We start from the raw sequence: 24,153 nt of genomic DNA, 5'->3' as shown, positions 1-24,153 counted from the left end.
GATGACTCTTCCCCCGAAACTGGCGCAGCTGCTCGAAGAGCGGCGCGCTGCAATTCTGGCGGCCGGTGGACTCGATAAGTTGGCGGCACGCCATGCCAAGGGCCAGTTGGGCGCACGTGAGCGGCTCAACGCACTCTTTCTGAGCGGCACCTTTCAGGAATTCGGTACCCACGTTCAGCATGATGCCCATGCTTTCGGAATGGAGGGGCGCTCGCTTCCATCCGATGGGGTCATTACCGGAACCGGGTTCGTCGATGGGCAGCATGTTGCCGCCTTCAGTCAGGACTTCACGGTTTGCGCCGGCACCCTCGGCAAGGCGCACGCCAACAAGATCGTGCGCCTGATGAATTTCGCCCTGACGCAAGGGATTCCGCTTGTTGCCTTCAAGGATTCGGGTGGTGCCCGCATTCAGGAGGGTGTCGATGCGCTATCAGGCTATGGCGAGGTTTTCTACGCCAACGTGCTGCTATCGGGCGTCGTACCGCAGATTGCCGCTGTGCTGGGCCCATGTGCCGGCGGTGCTGCGTATTCGCCTGCCTTGATGGATTTCATCGTGATGACCAAGCGCAATGCGCAAATGTTCATCACCGGGCCTGAAGTCATCAAGGCCGTCACTGGGCACGCGACAACGATGGATGAGGTGGGTGGCGCCGAGATGCATGCCAGCGTGAGTGGCAACGTGCATTTTCTGGCCGAAGACGACCAGCATGCCATTGCGATCGTGCGCTCGCTGCTTTCCTATCTGCCAGCGAACAACACGGAAGACCCGCCGCACCGGCTCGACCCAGGCGTCGATCTGGGGCCGGATGAGGGCCTTGACGCGTTGATCCCTGACCAGCCGAACGAGCCGCTGGACATGTATGCCGTGATTCGGCGCATCGTCGATGATGGCGAGCTCCTTGAAGTGCATGCGAGCTTCGCGCGCAACATCATTGTCGGGCTGGCCAGAATTGGCGGGGTTGTCGTGGGCGTGGTGGCGAACCAGCCACAGGTGATGGCGGGCGCGCTCGACATCAATGCCTCGGACAAGGCGTCGCGCTTCATCCGCTTCTGTAATGCCTTCAATATCCCGCTCCTTACCCTTGTCGACGTGCCTGGATTCCTTCCGGGCGTGGAGCAGGAGCGGGGGGCGATCATCCGTCACGGCGCCAAGCTGCTCTTTGCGTACGCGTCCTGCACGGTGCCCAAGATCACCCTTGTACTGCGCAAGGCCTACGGGGGCTCATATCTCGCCATGTGCAGCCAGGAGATGGGGGCCGACATGGTGTTCGCCTGGCCCACCGCCGAGATCGCGGTGATGGGGGCCGAAGCGGCGGTGAAGTTGTTGTATCGGCGAGAGATCGAGCAAGCCGATGACCGCCAAGCCAAGGCGGCCGAACTTGCCGGGGCTTACCGGGCCGAATTCGCATCGCCCTATGCGTCGGCAGCGCACGGCTATATCACCGACGTGATCCAGCCGCGGGAAACCCGTGCAGCCATTCGGCTTGCGTTGCGCAAAACCCTGGCCAAACGTGAGCGCCGGCCTGGCAAGAAGCACGGGAACATCCCCCTCTGAGGCGTACCCGATGTCGATTCCAATCGTTGTTCAGATCTATTTGCTCGCCATCGTCGTCAGCTTTGCTGTCGCTGCACTGGTGCACGTGCTCGTGGCGTGGCTGGCTGCCAGCGAGCAATCCCATGCGTCACCCGTACAGGCGCCGGTGCAGGACGATGCAGCAGGCAGGCTATGCCATGCCGGCGTCACGCCAGCTCAGGTTGCCGCGATCGCAGGTGCGCTCAGCGAAGTGCTTGGCGCCCATCGCATCGTGCGAATCGAGTCGGCCGAGCGTCATCGCACCTGGGTGAGTGGCGCACGCGCTGCGCAGCATGAGTCGCATCACCTTGCCCGTTCGCCGGGCCGATCTTCCACTCAATGAGGCTGAGCATGGAGCGAACCTTTCGCATCACGGTTGATGGGCAGGCCTTCGTGGTCACCGTAGAGGAGATAGACGTCCCCGGCGCGGCGAGTCCTGCGATTGCAGCCCCTTCGGCGGCCCCCCATGTTGGCGGGGCGCTTGGCCATGTGCCGTCGGCGCCACCTGCCGCGCAGGCTGCGCCAGCGCAGGGTGCGATCATCAGCCAGCTCGGTGGCACCGTCGAAGCGGTGCACGTGAAGGTCGGGCAGCAGGTTGCTCCCGGCGACCATTTGCTCTCTATCGAGGCGATGAAGATGAAGAACGCTGTCCTCGCGACCGAGGCGGGTACGGTGCGATCCGTTGAAGTGGCTGCGGGCGACGCAGTTGCCGCCGGGCAAGTTCTGTTGCGGCTCGGCTGAAGAGACTGCGATGCATGACATCCTGAGTCTCCAGGTATTCCAGGGGATTGCGACGCTGCTCGCGTCGGAGCCCAAAATCGCGATTGGCCGCATCGCACTCATCGTGCTCGGCTGCCTGCTGGTCTGGCTGGGCAAGAAGGGCATCCTCGAAGAGCTGCTGATGATCCCGATGGGGCTGGGCATGGCGGCGGTCAATGCCGGCGTCTTGTTCATTGCGCCCGGGCAACTGGGCACCTTGTTTGTCGATCCACTCGCCAGTGGCACCGACGCGATCATGGATCAGTTGCAGATCAACTGGCTCCAGCCGATCTACACACTGATGTTCAGCAACGGCCTGATCGCCTGTCTGGTGTTCATGGGGATCGGCGTGCTGCTGGATGTGGGCTACGTGATGGCGCGCCCCTTCCAGAGCATGTTCCTCGCGCTGTGTGCCGAACTGGGAACCGTCGCGGTGTTTCCGATCGCGCAGGCAATGGGCATGACGCCCGGCCAGTCGGCGTCGGTCGCGCTGATCGGTGGCGCGGACGGGCCGATGGTGCTGTTTGCATCGCTGGTGCTGGCGCGCGAACTCTTTGTGCCGATCACCGTGGTGGGCTATCTGTACCTGGGCTTGACCTACGGTGCCTACCCCTTGCTGATCAAAGCGCTGGTGCCAGAGAAATTGCGCGGCATCTCGATGGCGGAGTCCACCGTAAAGCCTATCAGTGCCGGCAGCAAGCTGGTGTTTGCGGTGTTGGCCTGTGTGTTGCTGTGCCTGCTGTTTCCGGTCGCGGCGCCCTTGTTCCTGTCGCTGTTCATCGGCGTGGCGGTGCGTGAGGCGGGGCTCAAGCACTACACCGCCTTGCTGGGCGAACAGATTCTTTACGGCTCGACCTTCTTCCTCGGTTTGACGCTTGGCGTGCTGTGCGAGGCCGGCACCTTGCTCGATCCGGTCGTGCTCAAGCTGCTGCTGCTGGGCATTCTGGCGCTCTTGCTGTCGGCGCTTGGCGGGCTCGCGGGCGGCTATGCGCTGTGGTTCTTCAGCAAGGGGAAGTTCAACCCGATCGTCGGGGTCGCGGGGGTGAGCTGTGTGCCGACGACCGCGAAGATGGTGCAGAAGATTGCCAGCGACGCCTCACCCGGCGCGATGATCCTGCCGCAGGCGCTTGGCGCGAACATCAGCGGCGTGATCACTACCGCGGTGCTCGCGGGCATCTACGTCGCACTGCTGCGTTAAGGAAGGCCTGAATAAGTGGCTGCGACGGCGCATCGCTGCGTTGCGGCGTGCTCGCTCCCGCGCCTATCCCTTTGATATGTCTTGGTCGCTGCGCGCGCCGCTATACCTGATCGGCGCCCACAGCCGCCTTGCGGCGCCGCGGTGTGGCGGGGCGCGGTTTGGTGCCTGCCGCGGCGGGGGCTGTCGGTTTGCGCGGCGCTACCCGTTTGGCGCGAACGGGTTCGGTCAGCGCCAGGTATTCCTGGAAGCTGTCGCGGATCGCCTGCGCGAAGACTTCCGGTTCCGGCATCTGCTCGCGACAGAAGGTTGGCGAGATGATGATCTTGCCGTCGTAGCTGGTCACCGCAAACACCAGTCCAAGCCCGTCGGTGATCGGCATGATCGCCGAGAAGTAGGTCATCCGCGCGCCGTTCAGGTAGAGCGGTTTGCCGGGGCCTGGCACATTCGTGATCGTGCAGTTGGCGCGCGGTGCGCGTTTGTCGACTTCCATCGCGGCGCGCGTGAGGAACTTGCTGGTGAAGGCCAGCGTGGCAGCCGATGCGTGGTGCTGGCTGTCGGTGAGCTCGCTGGCGGCGACAGCGCGTTCCATCAGCTCAGATTCAGTTTGTTCGTGGATCAGCCGCAGGCGCTCGACCGGGTCGGCGATATGCGTGCCAAGCTGCACCCGTATCCACGCCATCTCGCGGCGCGTGCCGGGCTCAGCTTCGGCATCGCGCATGTAGATCGGCGCCATTGACCACAGGCTGGCCTCGGGCAATTCGCCCTGCAGATCGAGGAAGTGGCGCAATGCGCCGCCGCAGACGGCCAGCACTGCGTCGTTGATCCGCGCGCCTGGCACCAGATCACGGATGCGCTTGAATTCGGCGAGCGGGAAGCGGCGTGTTTCAAACGCGCGATACGGCGACACCGGCGCGTTGAAGCGCGTCAGTGCGATCCGTGAGGGTTTGTTCAGCACGTCGTTGACGAAAGTGGTGACCATCGGCGCCAGCGTGCGCATCAGGCTCAGGCCGGGGCGCACCAGGCGGCTCGGCGGCCACACGCTGCCGATCAGGCCGCGCGCCATCATCGAGATTTCGCCCGGCGGTGTCTCAGGGAACCAGGGCTCGGGCGGCTCGGGTGGGTGGGGCGTAGGCGTGGTGTCGTGCAGCAGCGAGGTGATCTCGCTGCCTTCTTCCACATCCAGCGCCGCGTGGTGGATTTTGGTGACGAGCGCGAAGCTGCCGGGTGGCAGGTCGACGAAGGTATCGAGCCCTTCGATGACGTAGATCTCCCACAGCGGACGGTTCAGATCGAGCGGGCGGGCATGAATGCGCGAGACCTGGATGCAGAACTGGCGCCAGTCACCCGGCTTGGGCAGCGCGATGTGGCGGACATGGAATTCGAGGTCGAAGTTCTCGTCCTCAACCCAGTACGGGAAGTCGAAGTCGAAGGGCAGGCGCTTGAGCTTCTGGCGGAAGATCGGTGAGAGGTGCAGCCGCCCTTCGATGTGCGCGAGGATGTCCTTGAACCGTACCCGCCCGCCCGGCGCGGTCGACTGGTCGTAAATGTGCAGCAGGGTGACGTTGGAGTTAGCGTGTGCCGAGTCCGAAAACAGGAAGGCGGCATCGTGTTCGCTGAGTTGGCGCATGGTTTTCCCCCTCGCGGCGTTGCATCTCAGAGCGGCATCGCCTTGTGAGTCAGCAGGCGGTAGAAGTGGCCCGTCAGGCCTTTGGGTTCGAAGGGCTTCCAGGCGCCTTCGGGCTGGGCGAGCCGATCCGCCACGATGTTGAGCACCACCGCATTGAAGGCCAGGCCAAGGTGGCTGCCGGGTACGCGGATGTTCTCGTGGAAGGCCGGATCTCCGTCGATGGTCGCTTCTTGCGGCGGCACCACGCCATCGCTGATCGAGTAAAGGCAACTCATCGGAATGGGCAGTTTTTTCTGCTGCCGCAGTTCCTTGGCCTTGGGCTGCGCAAGATGGCCGTGCGTGCCAAGCGGGTGCGCGATCAGTCGATAGATGGCTTTGACCAGCGGCGGTGATTGGCTGCCTTCCGGTCCCATCGTGACTGGGCTCCCCAGCGTGACGATACCCCGCACACATTCGGGCGCTGCCTGCGCGCCGTACAGGGCGAACATGCCGCCGAGGCTCCAGCCCACCAGGCTCACCTTGCGGCCGCTCTTGAAGTGCATGAAGCGGATCTTCTGCTGCAGCGCGTTCGCGTGACGCGTCTGGAAACCCAGGTTGCGGCCCAGTCCCCAAGTCTGTACGTCGTACCCGCGGTTGCGCAAAAAGTACTTCAGGGCCAGCAGAGAGCCCTCGTCGCCCAGGAATCCCGGCAACAACAACACCGGGTGCCCATCGCCGCATTCCGCTGTCGCAAGCAGCGGCAAACCGGCCGGAAGCGCTGCGATTTCGAGCAGGGCGCGCGGCTCGATCAGCGAGTGCAGCGGACTGGGCGCGCCGATGTGTGAATGTCGGGTCGTCATGACCAGACAGTTTGTTTCACATTCGGACTGATTGCAAAGCCCGTGGTCACTGGCGGGACATTTGTGCACCGCAGCTTGATCTTCGCGATGCGGCGGTGTTCAGCCCTCCAGATCGAGGGCGTTGCGCACCCGTGCGCAGAACTCTTCTGGCGTGCGCGAGATCACCTCGTCCGGCACCTCGAACTTGCGCGTCAGGCGCTTGTGGTCCTCGAAGCCGTAAGACACCACGAATGGGTGCATGCCCGAGGCGAGCGCCGCGCTGAAATCGCTGAACTCGTCGCCGCAGGCATGGCTGCGCGCCGGGTTGATCGCGAATCGCTCGCGCGCCATCTTGAAGGCGTGCTTCTTGTCATCGCTCAGGCTCAGGCAGGCCATGAAGTCGAATGCGGTGAGGTCTACATCGTGGCGGGCGAACAGGCGGCGCAAGGTAAGGGCCGGCTCGTGCGTGACATTGCGGGTGACCAGCCCGATCCGCAGATTTGGGGTATTCACCAGTTCACGCAGCAGCGCGGCAACCCCCGGATAGAGCGTGGCCTCTTCGCGGTACACCTCGGTTAGCGTGGCGATCAGTTCCTTGCGGCTGCGCTTGCCGAACTGCTTCTTCAGGTTGACCGGAAACTCGCGGATGCCGCCCAGGTACTTGAACAGCTTTCTGCGCTTCTGGAAGCGTTCCAGATCGCCGATCTCCATGCCGTGTCGGGCGAAGGTGGTGTCGATCGCGCTGAAGGCATCCACCGTGGTGCCGTCGGCGTCAAACAGGATCAGCCGCTCGCTGCGGGTGTACATGGGCATCGTCTCCGGCAATGCGCGGATTCTGATGCGGCCACATCACTGAAATATTAAGGGCGCGCGGTGCGCCCACCTAGGGATGGTCTGAATAAGTGAGCGAGAGGGATGCAGCGCAAGGCGCGGTGCGCGCAGCGACCAAGACATATCAAACGGATAGGCGCGGGAGCGAGCACGCCGCAACGCAGCGATGCGCCGTCGCAGCCACTTATTCAGGCCTTCCCAAGGTGGGTTCAGCCCTGTTGCATGCTCAAGGGTGGCACCCAGTCGTCTTCGGCCGGGGCTTGCCAGGCGCGCATGGCGGCAAGCAAAGCTTCAGGCGTATCGGCAACGCAGAAGAGATCAAGGTTTTCGGATTTCACGAAACCTTCGGCCACCATGTGCCGCACCATCGCGATCAGCGGTTCGTAGAAGCCTTCCACATTGAGCAGCCCGATCGGCTTGCGGTGAATGTGCAACTGGCCCCAGGTGAGGATTTCGAACAGCTCATCGAGCGTGCCGTACCCGCCTGGCAGGGCGATGAAGCCCTCGGCCCGCTCAGCCATCGCCGCTTTGCGGGTGTGCATCGAATCCACCACCCGCATTTCGGTGGCGCCGGGGTGTTCGAGTTCGCGCTCGGCCATGAAATCGGGGATCACGCCGAAGGCGCGGCCCCCGGCCTTCAATACCGCATCGGCCACGACGCCCATCAGGCCGACGTGCCCGCCGCCCCAGACCAGTTCGATTCCTTCGTCGGCCAGCAACTTTCCGAGGCCCTCCGTCGCATGCCGGTAGGCCACGCGTTCGCCGTGTCGGGCGCCGCAGAACACACAGATCGATTTCATCGGGCTAAGGCTCCAGTTTCCAGCCGCCGAATGTAGCCGATCTTCATGACACCGTTGACTGGCGTGTCATCAACTGGATGCCGACGAAGCTGGCGAGGAACCAGGGCACACCGAGGTCGAGCGCCAGGGTGATGATGTGGCGCACGTTCTGGCTGCGCGAATCAAAGAAGCAGAGCGAAATGCTGATCGCGACCGTGGCGCTAGGCAGCAGCGCCGCCAGCGGTTTGCTCCAGTTGCGCAGCAGCACCAGTGCCACCCGGTACACCACGCCCAGCGTCACGATGGCGTACAGCATCAGCACCGGGAAACCGATCGTCAGGATCGCGCGCAATCCGCTGCCGTCCGAACAGTCACGCAAGACGCAGTCGGACTGTGAGACCAGCACCGAACCGATCGCGGACAAGGCGAGCACCAAAACGTAGATGAGGATGGTCATGATGAAACGGCGCACAGGGCAGCGCGCCAGGCTAGGGGGGCTCAAAGCGTAGCAAGGATTCGCCGCCTGCCCCCGCGCAAGATCAAATCCGCGCCGATTCGCTCGCACGGCACCGTCAGAGCGCGGCTCAGGTGATCGGCGGCCGCGTCGGTGGCAATTGCTCAGCCGCGCTGCTGCAAGGCAAGTTGCCCGGCCAGGCCAGAGCGCCGCCGCGTCGGCGTGCGGCATGCATTCACGAAAACATCCGCCTCGCCCGATACCTCTACAGCCTGCGCGGCCCGTGTCACCCCGGTGTAGACCAGCTCGCGCGTCAGCACCGCGCCGGCCCGCTCTGGCAGCAGCAGGTGAACCCGCTCGAATTCCGAACCCTGGGACTTGTGCACCGTGATCGCGAATGCGTCGGCGTGTTCCGGCAGGCGGCTTGGTGTCAGGTAACGCCATCCGCTCGCCGCGTCGGGAAAGGCGACCACCGGCTCGCCGGCGGCATCCGGCACGCAAATGCCGATATCGCCATTGAACACGCGCAGCGCGTAGTCATTGTGCAGAATCATCACCGCGCGGCCGCGATACCACGGGCTGCTGCTTGCCGTGGTGGTCAGGCGACGCACGCGCTGGCCGATGAAGTCGTTGATCGCCGCCACGCCGCGCGGGCCGGCTTGCACCGCACAGAGAATGCGGTAGCGGTCGAAGGCCTGCATCAGCGCGGCCGGGTCGCGGCCACTCGCCGCATCACCGAGCGCCTGGAAGTAGGGCGCATAGCCGGCGAGCAGCGTCGCGCGGATGTTTTCGCCCGGCGCATCGGCCGCGTCGTCGATCCAGCGCACCGCGGTATCGGCCCCCGCCTGCATCCACTCGATCGCCGCCTCGCCGCGGCCAGCCTTGACGTCTGCCGCCAGCCGGCCGATGCCCGAATCGGCGCGGAAACGTCGGCTCTCACTGAGCCAGATCACCGAGTCGGCGAGCGCCGCTGGGCCGCTGGGTACATCGCTTACATCGCTCGCGGCACAGCCCGCCAGTTCAGCCAGCGCAGCGGCGCAGGCGGGCGTGAAGGCTTGGCCGGCCGACAGTTCGGCAAACACCGCGCCGGCTTCCACTGCCGCCAGCTGATCCTTGTCGCCGAGCAGAATCAGCCGTGCGCCCTTCGGCATGGCTTCGATCAGCCGCGTCGCAAGCGCCAGATCGAGCATCGAGGCTTCGTCCACCACCAGTGCGTCGATCGGCAGCGGGTTGTCGCGGTCGTGGCGGAAGCGGCCCGCTTCGCTGGTGACGCCCAGCAGGCGATGCACCGTCCAGGCCTCGGCCGGCAAGCGGCTGCGGATCGCCTCCGGCAGGTGTGCGATGCGGCCGCGCAGCGTCTCCATCATCCGCGCCGCAGCCTTGCCGGTGGGTGCCGCGAGTGCCACGCGGGTGTCCGGCGCCTGCGCAAGCAGCGCCGCAAGCAGGCCGATCACCGTGTGCGTCTTGCCGGTGCCCGGCCCGCCGGAGATCACCGTCAGGCCGCGCTGCAAGGCCAGGGCGGCGGCAAGCTTCTGCCGGTCTGGACCACTGCGCTGCGGGTCGGCCGGGAAGAGCTGGTCGAGCTGCGTGCGCAGCCGTGCGATGTCGGCAGCAGCCAGTGCAAACGGCTGCGCCAGCGCGTGCAAGGCGCTCGCGAGCCGGCGTTCGTAGTCGTGATAGCGCCACAGGTACAGGCGGCCGTTGCCATCGGCAAACAGTGGCGCCGGCTCGGCGGAAGCGTCGTCGGCCACCACGCCGGTCGCGAGCAGTGCGTCGTGCAGTTCGTCTGGCGGCATCGCCTGCCAAGGTGGTGGCAGCGCATCCACATGCGCGCAGACATGGCCTTCGGCGGTGGCCGCCGACACCAGAATTGCGGCCGCTTCGGCGAGGGCTACGGCGGGCTCGGCAGCGCCGGCGCGCTGCGCCCAGCGGGCGATGTGGTGGGCGAAGCCGTCGGTGAGGGGGGAGGAGGGGGTCATTTCGGTTCTGCTCGGGCCGGAATCAGTACCTGATCTGCGAAAAGTCGAGTTTCTGTTGAGGCTCCACCTGACTGGATAGGGCAAACCTTGGCCACCAGCCATGGTGGTGTGCTGCTTCGCGCATCAAATCCGCCGGTGACGGCGTAGACCGTGCGTTCGGCCAGCACCTCGTTGTTTTGGGTGTCGATGACTTTCAGGGTGCTGCTGGCTACGCCCAGCGCACGCTCTTCAGCGATGACGTGGTCTTCGTAGGTCACCGCATAGCGCGGCGCGGGGTCCGGCGCCGGATCTCGATCAAGAAAGACATTCCACCATTCAGTCTTCGCCTTGAGATCGCGCTCTCGCCGAACTGTGTAGCGGTAGCGCGTCCCATCCTTCTCGTCGATCACGTCGACGTAGCTGTAGCCGGGTTCATGGGAAGGCGTGGAATTGATGTATCCGCGATCCGCCGGGCCGGTGCTGCCGTGCTCGTACCCAAGGAAGGATTCGATGTATTCGTCTGCTTGCCGCTCTCGTGAAAAGGCCGCCCCGGGGAAGTTCCTGTCATACCACTCCCGGTCCGACGCTTTGGGCCGCACCTTGAGCAGCAAGATCCCCTCAACGCCCTCGACCTTGCGGTAGATCTTTTCACCGGCCACGGTCTTGCATTTGTTTTCCCAGTACGCCATTGCGGCCTTGCCTTGCTCGATGGCGGCTTGCTGCGCAGCCACTTGGGCCGGGTCGCGGCACGCGGGCAGTGCGAGCAGGGCCAGAAGCAGCGTGGTGCTCAGGGCTCGGGTGGACGGGGGTGTCATTGATCCAGGCTCCTTGGTCGGCCAGGTGGGGTGGGCTGATTGGGGGTTGTGGCTTGCGATGAGCGTCGTTCGCTTGGCACGGCCGTGCCGCTGAAGCCGGGTCCCGCCCCGGCGGGCGTCTTACTTTCTGGCAACAGCACCAGAAAGTAAGCAAAGAGTGCCGCCCGGCGTTCGCGGTCAGGCGCTGCGCACCTGACTTCCCTGCGCTGCTCGCGAAGTCGTGCGGCTGCGGAACTCGGCCCTGCGGGCCTCAGACAGTCCTCGCCGTCGGCGCTACGCGCCGATGCCCCGACCCCGCTGCGCTGCTCGGCGCTCTCGACGGGACCCAAAGTCAAAAACGTCGCAGTTTCATTGCGCGTTGTGCATTGGTAGCCTGGATGCAGCGCAGCGGCATCAGGGGCGCCGGGAGAGTCCGAGGCAAGCGCATCTCCCGAACTCCGGCCTTCGGCTTGCGTCCGGGTTACCGGAGATCTGCAACGGTTGAGCGTCGACGCTTTTCCATTCCCCTCTGAAACGCCGAGCAGCGCAGCGTTGCCGGGTTCCGACGTGCGTAGCACGGCGGGGCCGAGGACTGTTTGAGCACCGAGCGAAGCGAGGGCGAGTTCCGCAGGCCCCTGGCGACGCGAGCAGCACAGGGAACCCCGCCGCAGGCGGGGCGTTGAAGCGGGGCGACTTTCTTTGGTTTCTTTCTTTGTTCGCACAAAGAAAGAAACCCGCCCGCCGGGGCGGGACCCGGCTTGAAGGGGAAGGCAGGTGCACGACGATGCGGCCGATCGCAAGCCGAGGCGTTGGGCTTCGCTTCGCTCAGCCCAACCGACGAGGCTGTCGGCAACCATCCGGCGAAGGGTCGATGCGCGGCGGTTCATGGTGCCAAACCCCCGCCAGCAACCGCTCCCCCAATCAACAAGTCCAGCCCCTCAATATCCCCCCGACTCGGCCGCCGGAAATACACGCCCGCCTGCGTGCCGTCATCCCCCAACCACCCCGGCCGTACGCCACGCACGAATAAATACAAAGCCCCCCCGATGTGGCTGTCGTAGTCGTAGTGCGGCAAGCGCACTTTGAGGTGCCGGTGCAGGGCGAGGGTGTAGAGCAGGTATTGCAGGTGGTAGCCGTGGGCGGTCATCGCGGCTTCAAGCGATTCGCCGCAGTAGTCGGCGGCCTTGAAGCCGAGCAGGTTGGATTTCCAGTCGAGCACCCAGTACTGGCCGGCGTGCGCGAACACCAGATCGATGAAGCCCGAGAGGTAGCCTTGAAGGCTATGAAAGCCCAGCGGCGGCATGCGGTAGCCACGCTCAGTGAGCCAGGCGTTGAGGCGCGATGCGTTGAGCGTGCCGGCAGGCAGGTGGAAGCCCAGTTCAGGCAGGCGGCTCTTCGCGGGCAGGTCGGCGAGGCGCAGGCCGGGGCGCAGCGGCGTGGCGAAAACGTCGCGCAGCAGCGTGAGCATCTGCGCGTGCAGGCGTTCCTGCCCGCGCGGGCCGCCTTCGAGCGTGCGTTGCGGGTGTTCGCGCAGCGCGGCGCGGGCGGCCTCGGGCCAGCTTGCCGGGTCGGCGAAATCGGCGCGCTCGAAGGCCGCGTGCAGGCAGTCGCCTGCCGAGGCGCCACGCGGGAAGTGGAGGATGTCGTCTTGCGCGATCACCGCGGGCGTGGGGCCGAGCGAGCGTGGCGCAGCGAGGGTGTCGTGATCCTGCTCGGCACCGTGCACGCCGTGGGCGAGGCGGCTGAAGCTGCCGATCTTCCAGCCCTCGGGGATCTGCGCCGGGGCGGGCAGCGCGGCAAGCTGCCCTGTGCCGGCCGGTGGCAGCCGGGCCTGATCGCCGGTGTCGGTGGGCAGGGTGCCCAGCGAAATGCCTTCCGGCGCGGATTCGGCGAGGGCTTGCCAGGCGGCGGTAATCGCCTCCGGGTTGGCGTCACCGCCATCCCACTCGTCCAGCGCGCAGCCCTTACCAGCGGCGAGCCAGTTGAGCACGCTGCGGGCCGATTCCCTGGTGCTGACGCTCTTGCCGGCGGGCGCGGCGTAGTTGCCGACCACCACATAGCTGCGGAACACCGCGCGGGTCAGCGCCACGTAGGCCAGGCGCACATCTTCGGCGGCGCGTTCGGTTTTGCGGGCGCGCTTGAGGGCCTCGTCTTCGCTGGCTTCGGGCCGGTAATCGAGCACGATGCGGCCTTTGGCGTCGTGGTATTCGACGGCGGCCTCATTGCCTTCCGGGCGGCGATAGCCATCCCACAGGAAGGGGGTGAAGGTGATCGGGTATTCCAGGCCCTTGGCCTTGTGGATGGTGACGATCTGCACCAGCTTGCGGTCTGATTCCAGGCGCAGCTGGGCCACTTCGTCGTGGCTGTCGGCCTTGATCTGGTCGGCCAGCCAGCGCAGCAGCGCCTCGGGCGCGGGGTGATCTTCACTGGCCTGTTGCAGCAGCTCGATCAGGTGCAGCACGTTGGTGAGGCGGCGTTCGCCGTCGCCGGTAGCGAGCAGGCGGGTGAGCACGCTTTGCGCGGTGTCAGCGCCCGATAGCCAGCGCCGCAACATCATGCCGATGCCGCGGGTGTTCCACAGCTCACGCCACTGCGCAAAGCGCGACACCTGCGCTTGCAGGCGCGCTTCGTCGGCATCAAGCGCGGCGAGCGAGCTGGCGGTTTCGCCCATCAGCGTGGTGGCGAGCGCCGCACGCAGCAAACCCACCCGCGCCGGTTCGCGCACCGCGTGCAGCACGCGCGCGAGTTCGCTGGCCTCGATGCTCTGGAACACGCCGGTCTGCGAGATCTCGACGCTGGCGACGCCGTGCGCGGCCAGCGCTGCCTTCATCCGCGCCGCCTGCTTGTGGCTGCGCACCAGCACCGCGATATCCGATGGCTTGAGCGGCTCGCCGCCGATGCGGATGGCCGCGCGCTGGCCCGCCTCGACCAGGCGCGCGATTTCGCCGGCGCAGGCCTGCGCAACGCTTTCCATCGCGCGTTTGCGCAGGATCGCGCCACCTTCGATGCCGGGCGGCAGTTGCCACAGTTGCAGCGCGCCGCGTGCCTCGCCGGTGTCGTCGGCGAAGCTGGGGCGGCGTTTCTCGCCGAACGCCACCGTTTCGTAATTGAGCCCGGGCAGCACGAAGCCGCCGGGGTTGGCGGCGAACAGCGCGTTCATTGCCTTGATCAGCGATTCGGACGAGCGCTGGTTGTCGCGCAGGGTGTAGCGGTGCTGCGCGGCGTCGCGCGCGGCGAGGTAGGTGTGCAGATCGGCGTTGCGGAAGCTGTAGATTGCCTGCTTCGGATCGCCGACGAGGAACAGCGGGCCGGCCGGCGCGGCGGCATCGCCGGCGTAGATGCGCGAGAACACCGCGAACTGCACCGGATCGGTGTCCTGGAATTCGTCGATCAGCGCAGCCGGGTAGCGATCGCGCAGGGCATTGGCCAGCCACGGGTTGGCGCCGGATTCGAGCGCGCGGTGCAGGTTGGCGAGCATGTCGTCGTAGGCCACCACGCGGGCGCGGCGCTTGGTGGCGCGCAGGGTTTGGGTGGCGGCGTCGATCATGCGGCGGATCAGCGCGAGGCGCGCGTGCTCGAGGGCCGCTTCCGCTGCAAGGCGTGCGGCGATCAGCGTATCGGCGGCGTCAAAAAACGGATGCGCCGGGGCCGCCTTGCCGCCCTTGGTGGCCTCGGTGAGGAAGCTGGCGCGGAAGAAGCGCAGCGGGCTCTCCTTGCCGTCGATGACCACGTCGGTGAGCATTGGGTCGGCAGCGTTAAGCCAATGGCGCCAGGCTTCGTCGGCCTTGGCCGGCGCTTCGGCGCGCACCTTGTTGCCGTTGATCTCGCCGCGCGCTCGTGCTGCTTCCAGTGCGGCGAGCGGGGAAGGATCGGCCTTGAACGCCGCACACGCGGCATCGAAGGCCACGCGCAGCGCGTCGGGCGAGGCGGTTTCCGTGGGTGCAGCGGGCCATTCGATGTGCGCCAGCGGGCGGGCGAGCGCGCGGCGCAGCATCTCGGCCCAGGCATCGGGTGAGTCGCCACGTTGCAGCAGCCAGGCGGCGAGTGGGGCGGGCAGGGCGTCCACCGCCACTTCGCGGCGCCAGAAATCGGCCACTGCTTCGCGGATCAGCTCGCGGTCATCCGGCGATACATCGAGCTTGAAGGGCAGGCCTGCGGCGAACGGTGTGTCTGCCAGCGCGCGCTGACAGAAGCCGTGGATCGTGTAGATCGCCGCTTCGTCGAAGGTTTGCAGCGCGAGGTCGAGCCGGCTGCGCAGCGCGGCGTCGTCGATCGCGTTGCGGCTGTGCACCGCAGCGAGCAATTGCGGCACGAAGGGGTCGCCGCTGGCGGCGCGGCCATCGAGTTGCGCCAGCGTTTCGACGATGCGGCCGCGGATGCGCTCGCGCAGTTCGGCGGTGGCCGCCTTGGTGAAGGTGACGACCAGAATGCGTTCGACCGGCAAGCCGTGTTCGAGCAGCAGTCGAAGGTAGAGGCCGCAGATGTTCCAGGTCTTGCCGGTGCCGGCCGAGGCTTCGATCAGGCTCACACCGGCGAGCGGGCAGGCGAAGACGTCGAGATCGACAAGCCGGGTCATGGCGCAATGGCCCTGTGCGCGGGTGTGCGGGAGCATGTCGCCTTGCTCCAGCACTGTCGTCTGCTGGCCCCGGTGGCCGCGTGTGCAGGGCGGTGGCCTGGCACCTTGTGCATTGTCATACTCACCTTCGAATCCGTACTCAAGGCCGCGCTGCGGGTAGCAAATCGTATCGCCCGCTATGTTGCCATCAGAGTGCGCGTCCGATGTCCCGAGCTGCACCTGCCCGGGTTTTGGTGGCGGCGATGGCGTTGCAGAACGTATCGCCCTGCACGATTGCGGCGGACGCCACTCTATCGTTTGGGTGCGAGGGGCTGAGCTGCTTGCCGCGCTGCGGCCCATCGCTGTAACGCGCTTGAAGTCAGCCGCAACACGCCGCGCTTCAGACAACGGCCTGTGCCGGCTGGCCGAGTTGCAGGAGCCGAAAATCCGGGTGGGCGGTGTGCCTGCTAGAGTTAAGGTCGTACACCCATCAAGGCTTTTCCATGGCATCGCCCGAAAATTCCGTGACCCCGCTCGATCCGGCTGCGGAGTCTGTGCTCGCTCGCCGCGCCACACCTGATCAAAGCTCACGCGGTGGCGGCTTCCCGATTGTCGGGATCGGTTGTTCCGCAGGCGGCTTTGATGCACTGGAGCGTTTCTTTGGCCATGTGCCACCCGACTCCGGGCTTGCCTATGTGGTGGTTCAGCACCTCGCGCCCGACTATCCGAGTAGTTTGCCGGAGCTCTTGCAGCGCGCGACCTCGATATCGGTTGTCGAGGCGGTCGACGCGATGCCGGTACAGCCGGATCGTGTGTTCGTGATTCCGCCGAACAAGGATCTCACGCTCGAAAACGGGCTGCTGCATTTGCAGGAGCCGATTGCGCGGCGGGGGCTGCGGCTTCCGTTCGACTTCTTCCTCCAGGCGCTCGCCGAGGAGCGGCAGGAACTGGCGGTGGGCGTGGTCTTGTCCGGCATGGGTTCGGACGGTGTCGCCGGGCTGCGCGTCGTGAAGGAATGTGGCGGCGTGACGTTCGCGCAGGATCCGGCCAGCGCGCAGGCCGACAGCATGCCGCGCTGTGCCATCGAGGCGGGCGTCGTGGATGTGGTTGGCAAGCCCGAGGCACTACCCGATCGGATTCTCGAGGCGCTGCGCCGCCCTGCGCAGCCTGCGCCGGCGGAACGCTTGCGTGGGCAAGAAGTGCCCCACGATCTGGACACCGCCAAAGAGATCAGCGAGCCCGCGAAAGAGCTCGATCTCATCCTGCTCTTGCTTCGCGAGCGGACCGGCAATGATTTCACGCTCTACAAAACCAATACGCTCTATCGGCGTATCGAGCGCCGCATTGCTTTGCATCAGCTCGGCAGCATTGCTGATTATCTGGATTTCCTTCGTGCGAATCCGCTTGAACTGGATCTGTTGTTCAAGGAACTGCTGATTGGGGTGACCAGTTTCTTCCGCGACCCGGCGGTGTGGCACTCGATGCGTGTGGATGCGATTCCCGCTCTGCTGGCGCGGGCGCCGAGCGGCAAGACGCTGCGCGCCTGGGTGCCCGGCTGCTCGACCGGCGAGGAGGCTTATTCGCTGGCAATGAGCTTCCGTGAAGCGCTCGAAGAAACCTTGCCCGGTTCGCGTTTCGATCTGCAGATCTATGCGACAGACCTTGATCCCGATGCGATTGAAACCGCGCGTCGGGGTGTGTACCCGGCCAGCATCGCGGCTGATGTGTCACCTGAGCGGCTTGCTCGGCACTTTGTTGTCGAGGGCGATGGTTATCGCATCCGCAAGGACATTCGCGAGATGGTGGTGTTTGCACCGCAGAACATCATCTCTGACCCGCCGTTCACCAGGCTGGACATCCTCTGCTGCCGCAATCTGCTGATCTACTTCCGGCCGCGTCTGCAGAAGAAGCTCTTGCCCTTGTTCCACTACGCGCTCAATCGCGGTGGCGTGCTGCTGCTGGGCAGTGCTGAAACGCTTGGCACGTATGCGCACCTGTTTGCCCCGGTCAATCAGCTGGCCCGGATATTCCTGCGGCTTGATCAGGGCTTGCCGATTTCCGAAGTGGAGTTTCCGCAGCGCGCCGTGCGCGAGGCACACCCCGATGGCGAGGCCGCCAAAGCCGAACACGCCGAGAGCATGGAGTTACTGACCGATTCGTTCATCCAGCAGAACTACGCGCCAGCAGCGGTGCTGGTGAACGGCGATGGTGACATCCTGTACATCAGTGGTCGCACCGGCAAGTACCTGGAGCCAGCTGCCGGGAAGGTCAACATCAACATCCACGCGATGGCGCGTGAAGGCTTGCGCGAAGCGCTGACCGGCGTGATCCGCAAAGCGCTGCGCGAGCGGGAACCCGTGAAGTTGGCTGGGCTGGAGGTGAGTGGGCACAACGGCAGCCTGCTGGTCAACGTGACGGTGCACCCGCTTGAGCGGCCCGAGCCACTCAAGGGGCGCGTCTTGATCGTGTTTCAGGATATGCCTGCGCCGCCTGTTACCCGCAGCCGGCGCAAGTCAGTTGCTGCGGCGACGCACATCGCCTTGCTGCAGGAACTGGAGCAGGCGCGTGACGCCTTGCAGATCACGCATGAAGAGATGCAGACCTCGATGGAAGAATTGAAATCCTCCAACGAGGAACTGCAATCCACCAACGAGGAGTTGCAATCCACCAACGAGGAATTGACGACCTCGAAAGAAGAGATGCAATCGCTCAACGAGGAATTGCAGACGGTCAATTCCGAGCTTCACGGCAAGGTCAACGACCTGACCTGGGTCAAGAACGACATGACCAACCTGCTCAACAGCATCGAGATCGCAACGATCTTCCTCGATAGCGAAATGGGGCTGCGTCGCTTCACGCCGCATGCCACCAACCTGTTCAAACTGATCCCCAGCGACGTTGGGCGGCCGATCACGCATGTGGTCACGGATCTCGACTATCCAGGGCTGAAAGAGGATGCTGAGGAAGTTCTCCGCAGCCTTGTCTTCCAGGAGCGCCAGGCCCGCACCTACGATGGCCGCTGGTACCGGGTGAGGATCATGCCGTACAGAACCCAAGATAATGTGATTGATGGCGTTGTCATTACCTTCATCGATATCACCGAGCTCAGGAAGCTTGAAGCGGCGCTACAGAATCAGCTTTCGCCGCCGTAAAGCCTCCGAAGGAGGGGCGACATGAAGCCGGACAAGTGTGGGATCCACGCAGCCGAGTTGCGCAGACAGGCTGAAAGCCGCCTGGCTGCTGGAAACATGCTTGCCCCAGGCAGTGAAGCTGAATCGCGGCGCCTCGTGCATGAACTCCAGGTGCACCAGATCGAGCTTGAGATGCAGAACGAGCAGCTTCAGCTGGTTCAGAATGAGCTGGAGCAGGCACGCAATCGCTACGCCACCCTGTACGAAGATGCCCCGGTCGGCTATCTCTCACTTTCGGCCAATGGCCTTATCCAGGAGCTGAACCGCAGGGCGGCGACCATGCTGGGCGTTGAACGCAGCGCTTTGGTCGGCTGTCAATTTGAAGCCTTGGTCTCCGCTGAAGATCAGCCGCTTTGGCGCTTGGCCCTGGCGGGCATTTTGCGGAAAGAGGCAGGGAGCCGGCAGAGCACGGACTTGGCCCTGCGCTTACCCGATGGAGGTTTGCTGCAGACCCAGGTTGACTACGTGCGAGTGTCGAAAGCGGACGCCGCGTTGCGGATCACGCTCACCGATATCGGCGAGCGAAAGCGGGCCGAAGCGCGCATGCGCTTGTCGGCAAGTGTGTTTGCCCACTGCTACGACGGCATCATGATTGTCGACGTGAACGGCCTCATCGTCGATATCAACCCAGCTTTCACGCGCATTACCGGCTACAGCCGCGACGAGGTGCTGGGCCAGCGCCCGAGCATGCTTGCATCAGGCCGCCATGAATCCGAGTTCTATGCCGCGATGTGGGCATCCTTGCGTGAACACGATTTCTGGCAGGGCGAAATCTGGAACCGCCGCAAGAATGGCGAGGCCTACGCTGAAAAATTGTCGATCTCGACGATCCGTGACGAACAAGGCAAGCTGCAGCAGTACGTCGGCATCTGTTCCGACATCACATCAAGCAAGGTGCACGAGGCCGAACTCGATCGCATTGCGCATTTCGATGTCCTGACCGGGGTCCCGAACCGCCGCTTGCTGATCGACCGGCTTGATCGCGCCATCGTGCATGCGCAGCGGGGTGGCAAACTTCTGGCCGTTTGCTACCTCGATCTCGATGGCTTCAAGCCGATCAACGACTTGTATGGCCACGGCGTGGGCGACGAACTGCTGATCGTCATCACCAAGCGCCTGCAGGATCAGTTGCGTGGCGAGGACACGATTGCCCGCATCGGTGGCGACGAGTTTGTGCTGCTGCTCAACGACTTGTTGCACCCGCATGATGTTGAGGTAACGCTAGAACGTTTGCTCACCGTTGTCGCCGCACCGGTACAGATTGAAGAGCGCTCACTCAGCGTGTCGGCCAGTATCGGCGTGACCTTGTATCCGAGTGACGATGTGGACGCTGACCCCTTGCTGCGCCATGCCGATCAGGCGATGTACCAGGCAAAAGAAACGGGCAAGAACCGCTTCTACTTGTTCGATCCGGTGCATAGCCGCCAGGCGCAGGCGCATCGGAGCCAGTTGCTGCGCCTGCGCGAGGCGCTCGATCACAAGGAATTTGTTTTGTTCTACCAGCCGAAGGTGGATCTGGTGAGTGGTGAGGTCGTTGGGGCAGAGGCGCTGATTCGCTGGCAGCACCCCGAGAAAGGCTTGCTGCAACCGGGCGACTTTCTTGGGTATCTCGCCGGTAGTTCGCTCGAACCCTTGGTCGGCGAATGGGTGATCGAATCGGTGCTGTCGCAGATTGCGGCATGGAATTCAATCGGCTTTGCGCTCATGGTCAGCGCCAACATCAGTGCTGACCATCTGTTGCTGCACGACTTTGCCGATCGCCTGTCGATTGCCCTTGCGCGCCACCCTGAGGTAGCGCCGCACAGCCTGGAGCTGGAGATTCTCGAATCCGCCGCGCTGTCGGACATGAGCCGCGCCGCCGAGGTGCTGAACTGTTGCAAGCAACTCGGGGTGCGCTTTGCACTGGACGACTTTGGCACCGGGTATTCATCGCTGACCTACTTCCAGAAGTTGCCGATCGATGCGCTGAAGATCGATCGCAGCTTCGTGTGCGACATGCTCCATGACAAGAACGACTTCGGCATCGTCGAAATCGTTGTGCGCCTGGCCAAGGCATTCAATTGCTCGGTGATCGCGGAGGGGGTCGAAACCCTTGAGCACGGGGCGGCGCTGGTGGAACTGGGTTGCCGGCTGGCGCAGGGGTACGGCATCGCCCGCCCGATGCCTGCCGACCAGTTCGTCGCTTGGGCGAGCGAGTGGCAGAGCAAGGGTGCATGGCACCCGCTGCACTGATGCTTGGGTTGTTGCAGCGCCTGGATTTGCCTACGCCGGCGTCGGCGCTACTCGCCGCTGCCTGAACCCGCCTCGCCGAATACATCCTCTGCGCACTGCGCGAATTCCTCGTCCAGCGGATCAGCCACCCCGCGCAGCGCAAGCTGGTACCAGGCGTCGTCACGCTCGCCGGCGAACAAGCCGCCTTCCCACTTCTGCCGCGCAGTACGCAGGTTGCTGCCTGATTCGATATAGGCCCATGCGCTCTTGGGGAAGAAGTGCAGCGGCCGGGTGAGGCCGGTGCGGTAGTGGGTGAGCAGCGTGTGCAGCTTGGCCTGCGCGTGCTCGGCTTTCAGCGCTTCGAGCGCGAATTCGCCGTCGCTGGCGATGTGCCGGGTGAGGGGCGCGACGCCGGCCGGACTGGCCGCACACAAGGCCCAGTGCCGGATCAGGGTTTCGATGCGGTCGGTGGGGCGCAGTGCGTCAATGCGGTAGCGCAGCTGGCCGCTGGCGCGCAGGCCGGCGAGGTTGCCGGCAAGGCGCCAGGCTTCGCCTTCGATCGTGAAATCGAGCGCGAGCGCTTGCGGTGGTAGCGCGGCTTCGTCGCGCAGGGGCTGCAGGGCGGCGGAGAACCAGGCGAGTTCGGTGAGGGCGCCTTCGCGCTGGGTGCGGCCGATGGCGCCCTCAGGGTATTCGTTGCCGGCCTCGGCCAGTTCGCGCAGGCGCTCCGGCGGGCTGCCGGCAAGCACTTCGGTTTCGAGCCGGCGTACCAGCGCATTGTGTTCGTGGAAGCCGGCGACGAATGGCTCCTGATCGTCGAGCGCTTCGTCGCCTTCGGTCAGTTGCAGGCCAAGGCGATCGCGCAGCAGGGCGCGGCAGGGGTGGCGGAAGAAGCGGATCAGCGCATCGAGCGGCACCGTGCGCTGATCCGGCGTGATCGCGAGCGGGGCGCTGAAGAAGGGCTGTGCCGCCTCGGCGCCATCGCGCTCGTCGCGCTCATCGCTATCGAAGTCGCTGCCGAGGGCGGGGCTTGCGACGCCGCTGCGGCCGGCGCGCAGCGCTTCGCACAGTTCCTGGTTGTGGCTGCGCAGGCGGGCGTCGCCGTCAGGATCGAAAAGCTCGCGTGAGAAGGCTTGCAGCGGGTGCTCGACGATCAGGCGCGTGCGAGCCTGGGCGATCGAGGCGCTGTCGTGCGGATCGGCGGCGGTGGCTTCGGCGAGTACGTCGAGCAGTTCGGAAACCAGCACAGAAGGCGGCAGCGGCGCGTTGTCGCGCAGGCTGCGGCCGGTGTGCGAAAGGTAGAGCAACTCGCGCGCGCCGAGCAGCAGATCGAGGAAGAGGTTGCGGTCGTCGAAGCGGCGCTGGCGGTCGCCGCGGCGCGGGTGGCGCGCGAGCAAGTCGAATTCTGCCGGCCGGTCGGCGCCGGGGAAGGCGCCGTCATCGAGCCCGAGCACGCAGACCATGCGGTAGGGCAGCGGGCGCAGGCTGGCCATCGCCGCGAAGCTGAGGCCGCCGGTGGGCACGCCGCCGCGGGCAGGCTGTTCGAGCAGATCGGCCAGGGCGCGGATCACGACCTCGGCGGGCAAGGGCATCTCGCCCGCCGCGCTCATCTGCCGGTGCAGTTCGGCCACCGTGGCACGCAGCGCGCGCAGGTCTTCCGCCCACTCGAAGGCCGCCGGGATGTAGCGTTCGAGCAGGGCGTCGAGTTCGTTGCGCCAGGCGTCGGCGCTGCGTGCCTGGCGCCAGCGCTGGCGGGTGTCGCCAAGGTCTTGCACGAAGCGCCAGAGTTGCCCCAGCGCCTGCGCGGCCTGCCCCTCGGGGTTGCCGGCCCCCGTGCGGCCGCCGAAACAAGCGTCGTCGCCCAGTGCGTAAGCGAGGTAGAGGCGTTCGATGCCGTCGGCGAAGGTGTGGAAGTCGGCCGGTGGCAGGCCCAGTTCGCCGCGCTGGCCGGCGTCCAGCCCCCAGCGGATGCCGGCCTCGGCGATCCAGCCTCGCACGGTTTCGAGTGCGGCATCGTCGAGCCGGTAGCGGGTGGCGATCGGGCGCTGTTGCAGCAGATCGAACACCGCGCTGGCGGCAAAGCGGCCGGGCAGCAGATCGAGCAATGCGGCGAGCGTGCGGGCGACCGGGTTCTCGCGCGTCTGGCCGCGGCCGGTGATGGTGTAGGGGATGCGCCGGGCGGGCGGGGCGGTGCCGAATACCGCGTCGATCAGTGGAGCGGCGGCGGCCAGATCGGGTACCACCACCAGCACTTGGTCGGGGCGGATCGGGTTATCGCTGGCCAGCAGGCCGAGCAGGCGATCCTGCAGCGCTTCGAGCTGGCGGGTGAGCGAGTGGCAGACGTGCAGCTCGATGCTGCGGTCGGCGGCGTCGGGGGTGAAGCTGCCGGGCGCGAGTTCCTGCAGATCGAGGACGGCGTTCTGCACATGGCCGAGCAGGGTGTGCGGCGACGCTTCGTCGAACTGGCTGCCGCGTTCTTCGAGTGCGTCGTCGTTCTCGAACAGCAAGTCGATGTGCGCTTGCGTCTGCCGGCCCCAGGCGGCGAGCAGGCGGTTGCCGGTTTCGTGATAGTCGGCCTGGCCACGCGCGGCGAGGAAGGAGAGCCGCTTGGCCGGCACAATCTCGAACCAGTGCTCGCGGCAGGGGTTGAGCGTGTAGAGCTGGAGCGGCCGGTAGCTGGCGAAGGCGCGCAGCAGATCCAGGTGCAGTGGTGGCAGCGCGGGCAGGGCGAACACATAAACCGGCGTGGTGCTGGCCGGCGTGCCGCGTAGTTGCGGGGCTTCTTGCAACTGGCGGATGAAGGGGTGCTGGCCGGATACGCCGAGCGCGCCGGTGACGCGGCGCCACAGATCGGCTTGCCACGCGGCGGTGCGGCTGTCGGCTTCCAGCGGCAAGTTCAGCGGCCGGCGCTGGCGCCATTGCTCGACCCAGTCCGGGCGGTAGGTGACGGCGTCTTCGAACACGCGGGCGATGCGCTCGGCCAGTTCAAAGCGCATCACCGCGTCGGCGTCGGCGAGGTAGCTGGCAAGCGCTTCGTGGTGCGCGATGAACTCGGCATCGCCGAGCTGAACCAGGATCGCCCAGGTCAGGCGCCCATGATCGAGCGGCGAGCGCTCGGGCGCCGGCATCCACTGGCCGACTTCCTGCCACAGCCACTGGCCGAGGAAGGGGAAGTCGATCTGCGCGCAGATGCCGAAACGGTCTGCCACCGCGAGTTCGATCCGCCGCCGCACCGCGATGCTGGGCACGATCACCGTTTGCCGCTCGAACGGCGCCGGCGCTTCGGCCGCGAGTTGGGTGAGCAGGCCTTCGAGTAGGACTTCGAATCGGTTGGAGAAGCAAACGCGGATCGGCATGGGGCCAGAGTCTAGCGCGGCGCGGGGCTTGCCGATGCGCGCACGGCGG

Annotated in this window: 15 protein-coding genes; 6 read left to right on the top strand and 9 right to left on the bottom strand. The window is 65.5% G+C overall.

All coding sequences use genetic code 11. The features are described from left to right. The first annotated feature begins 1 nt into the window (after position 1). The 4 genes from OPU71_RS13980 to OPU71_RS13965 are packed head-to-tail and all read left to right on the top strand — an operon-like array spanning position 2 to position 3,530. A complete protein-coding gene (locus tag OPU71_RS13980) occupies positions 2-1,555 on the top strand; it encodes an acyl-CoA carboxylase subunit beta (RefSeq protein ID WP_267728626.1) in 1,554 nt (517 codons plus the stop codon). Between the two features lie 10 nt (positions 1,556-1,565). Next, positions 1,566-1,916, top strand: a complete 351-nt coding sequence (locus OPU71_RS13975; RefSeq protein ID WP_267728625.1) for a hypothetical protein — start codon at positions 1,566-1,568, stop codon at positions 1,914-1,916. An 8-nt stretch (positions 1,917-1,924) separates the two neighbouring features. Beyond that, complete coding sequence (locus OPU71_RS13970; RefSeq protein ID WP_267728624.1) at positions 1,925-2,314, top strand: biotin/lipoyl-containing protein; 390 nt, start codon at positions 1,925-1,927, stop codon at positions 2,312-2,314. A 10-nt stretch (positions 2,315-2,324) separates the two neighbouring features. Further along, entirely contained in the window at positions 2,325-3,530 is a 1,206-nt protein-coding gene (locus OPU71_RS13965) for a sodium ion-translocating decarboxylase subunit beta (RefSeq protein ID WP_267728623.1), read from the top strand. A gap of 100 nt (positions 3,531-3,630) precedes the next feature. Here the strand turns inward: OPU71_RS13965 and OPU71_RS13960 are convergent, their stop codons facing one another. The 8 genes from OPU71_RS13960 to recB all read right to left on the bottom strand — a co-directional run bounded on the left by OPU71_RS13960 (position 3,631) and on the right by recB (position 15,403). After that, positions 3,631-5,157, bottom strand: coding sequence for a wax ester/triacylglycerol synthase family O-acyltransferase (locus OPU71_RS13960; protein ID WP_267728622.1), 1,527 nt, complete (start codon positions 5,155-5,157; stop codon positions 3,631-3,633). Between the two features lie 26 nt (positions 5,158-5,183). After that, complete coding sequence (locus OPU71_RS13955; RefSeq protein ID WP_267728621.1) at positions 5,184-5,996, bottom strand: esterase/lipase family protein; 813 nt, start codon at positions 5,994-5,996, stop codon at positions 5,184-5,186. A gap of 99 nt (positions 5,997-6,095) precedes the next feature. Beyond that, positions 6,096-6,782, bottom strand: a complete 687-nt coding sequence (locus OPU71_RS13950) for an HAD family hydrolase (protein ID WP_267728620.1) — start codon at positions 6,780-6,782, stop codon at positions 6,096-6,098. Between the two features lie 233 nt (positions 6,783-7,015). Further along, positions 7,016-7,606, bottom strand: a complete 591-nt coding sequence (locus OPU71_RS13945) for a TIGR00730 family Rossman fold protein (RefSeq protein WP_267728619.1) — start codon at positions 7,604-7,606, stop codon at positions 7,016-7,018. A 43-nt stretch (positions 7,607-7,649) separates the two neighbouring features. Next, positions 7,650-8,042, bottom strand: a complete 393-nt coding sequence (locus OPU71_RS13940) for a hypothetical protein (RefSeq protein ID WP_267728618.1) — start codon at positions 8,040-8,042, stop codon at positions 7,650-7,652. 161 nt (positions 8,043-8,203) lie between these two features. Next, a complete protein-coding gene (gene recD, locus OPU71_RS13935; protein WP_267728617.1) occupies positions 8,204-10,018 on the bottom strand; it encodes an exodeoxyribonuclease V subunit alpha in 1,815 nt (604 codons plus the stop codon). Beyond that, a complete protein-coding gene (locus OPU71_RS13930; RefSeq protein ID WP_267728616.1) occupies positions 10,015-10,812 on the bottom strand; it encodes a hypothetical protein in 798 nt (265 codons plus the stop codon). The genes recD and OPU71_RS13930 overlap by 4 nt, the downstream gene beginning before the upstream one ends. 862 nt (positions 10,813-11,674) lie before the next feature. Continuing rightward, positions 11,675-15,403: an exodeoxyribonuclease V subunit beta gene (gene recB / locus OPU71_RS13925; protein WP_267728615.1), complete on the bottom strand. Its 3,729-nt coding sequence runs from the start codon at positions 15,401-15,403 to the stop codon at positions 11,675-11,677. Between the two features lie 446 nt (positions 15,404-15,849). Between recB and OPU71_RS13920 the strand changes: the two genes are divergently transcribed. Beyond that, entirely contained in the window at positions 15,850-18,498 is a 2,649-nt protein-coding gene (locus tag OPU71_RS13920; protein ID WP_267728614.1) for a chemotaxis protein CheB, read from the top strand. A 21-nt stretch (positions 18,499-18,519) separates the two neighbouring features. Beyond that, positions 18,520-20,769, top strand: coding sequence for a putative bifunctional diguanylate cyclase/phosphodiesterase (locus tag OPU71_RS13915; protein WP_267728613.1), 2,250 nt, complete (start codon positions 18,520-18,522; stop codon positions 20,767-20,769). A gap of 47 nt (positions 20,770-20,816) precedes the next feature. Here OPU71_RS13915 and recC read toward each other — a convergent pair whose 3' ends face one another. Then, entirely contained in the window at positions 20,817-24,104 is a 3,288-nt protein-coding gene (gene recC, locus OPU71_RS13910) for an exodeoxyribonuclease V subunit gamma (RefSeq protein WP_267728612.1), read from the bottom strand. Positions 24,105-24,153 lie beyond the last annotated feature (49 nt).

Origin of the sequence: Niveibacterium sp. 24ML (assembly GCF_026586805.1) — a bacterium.
In the GTDB taxonomy this organism is placed as follows: domain Bacteria; phylum Pseudomonadota; class Gammaproteobacteria; order Burkholderiales; family Rhodocyclaceae; genus Niveibacterium.
This window is presented reverse-complemented; position numbering and strand designations above follow the sequence as displayed.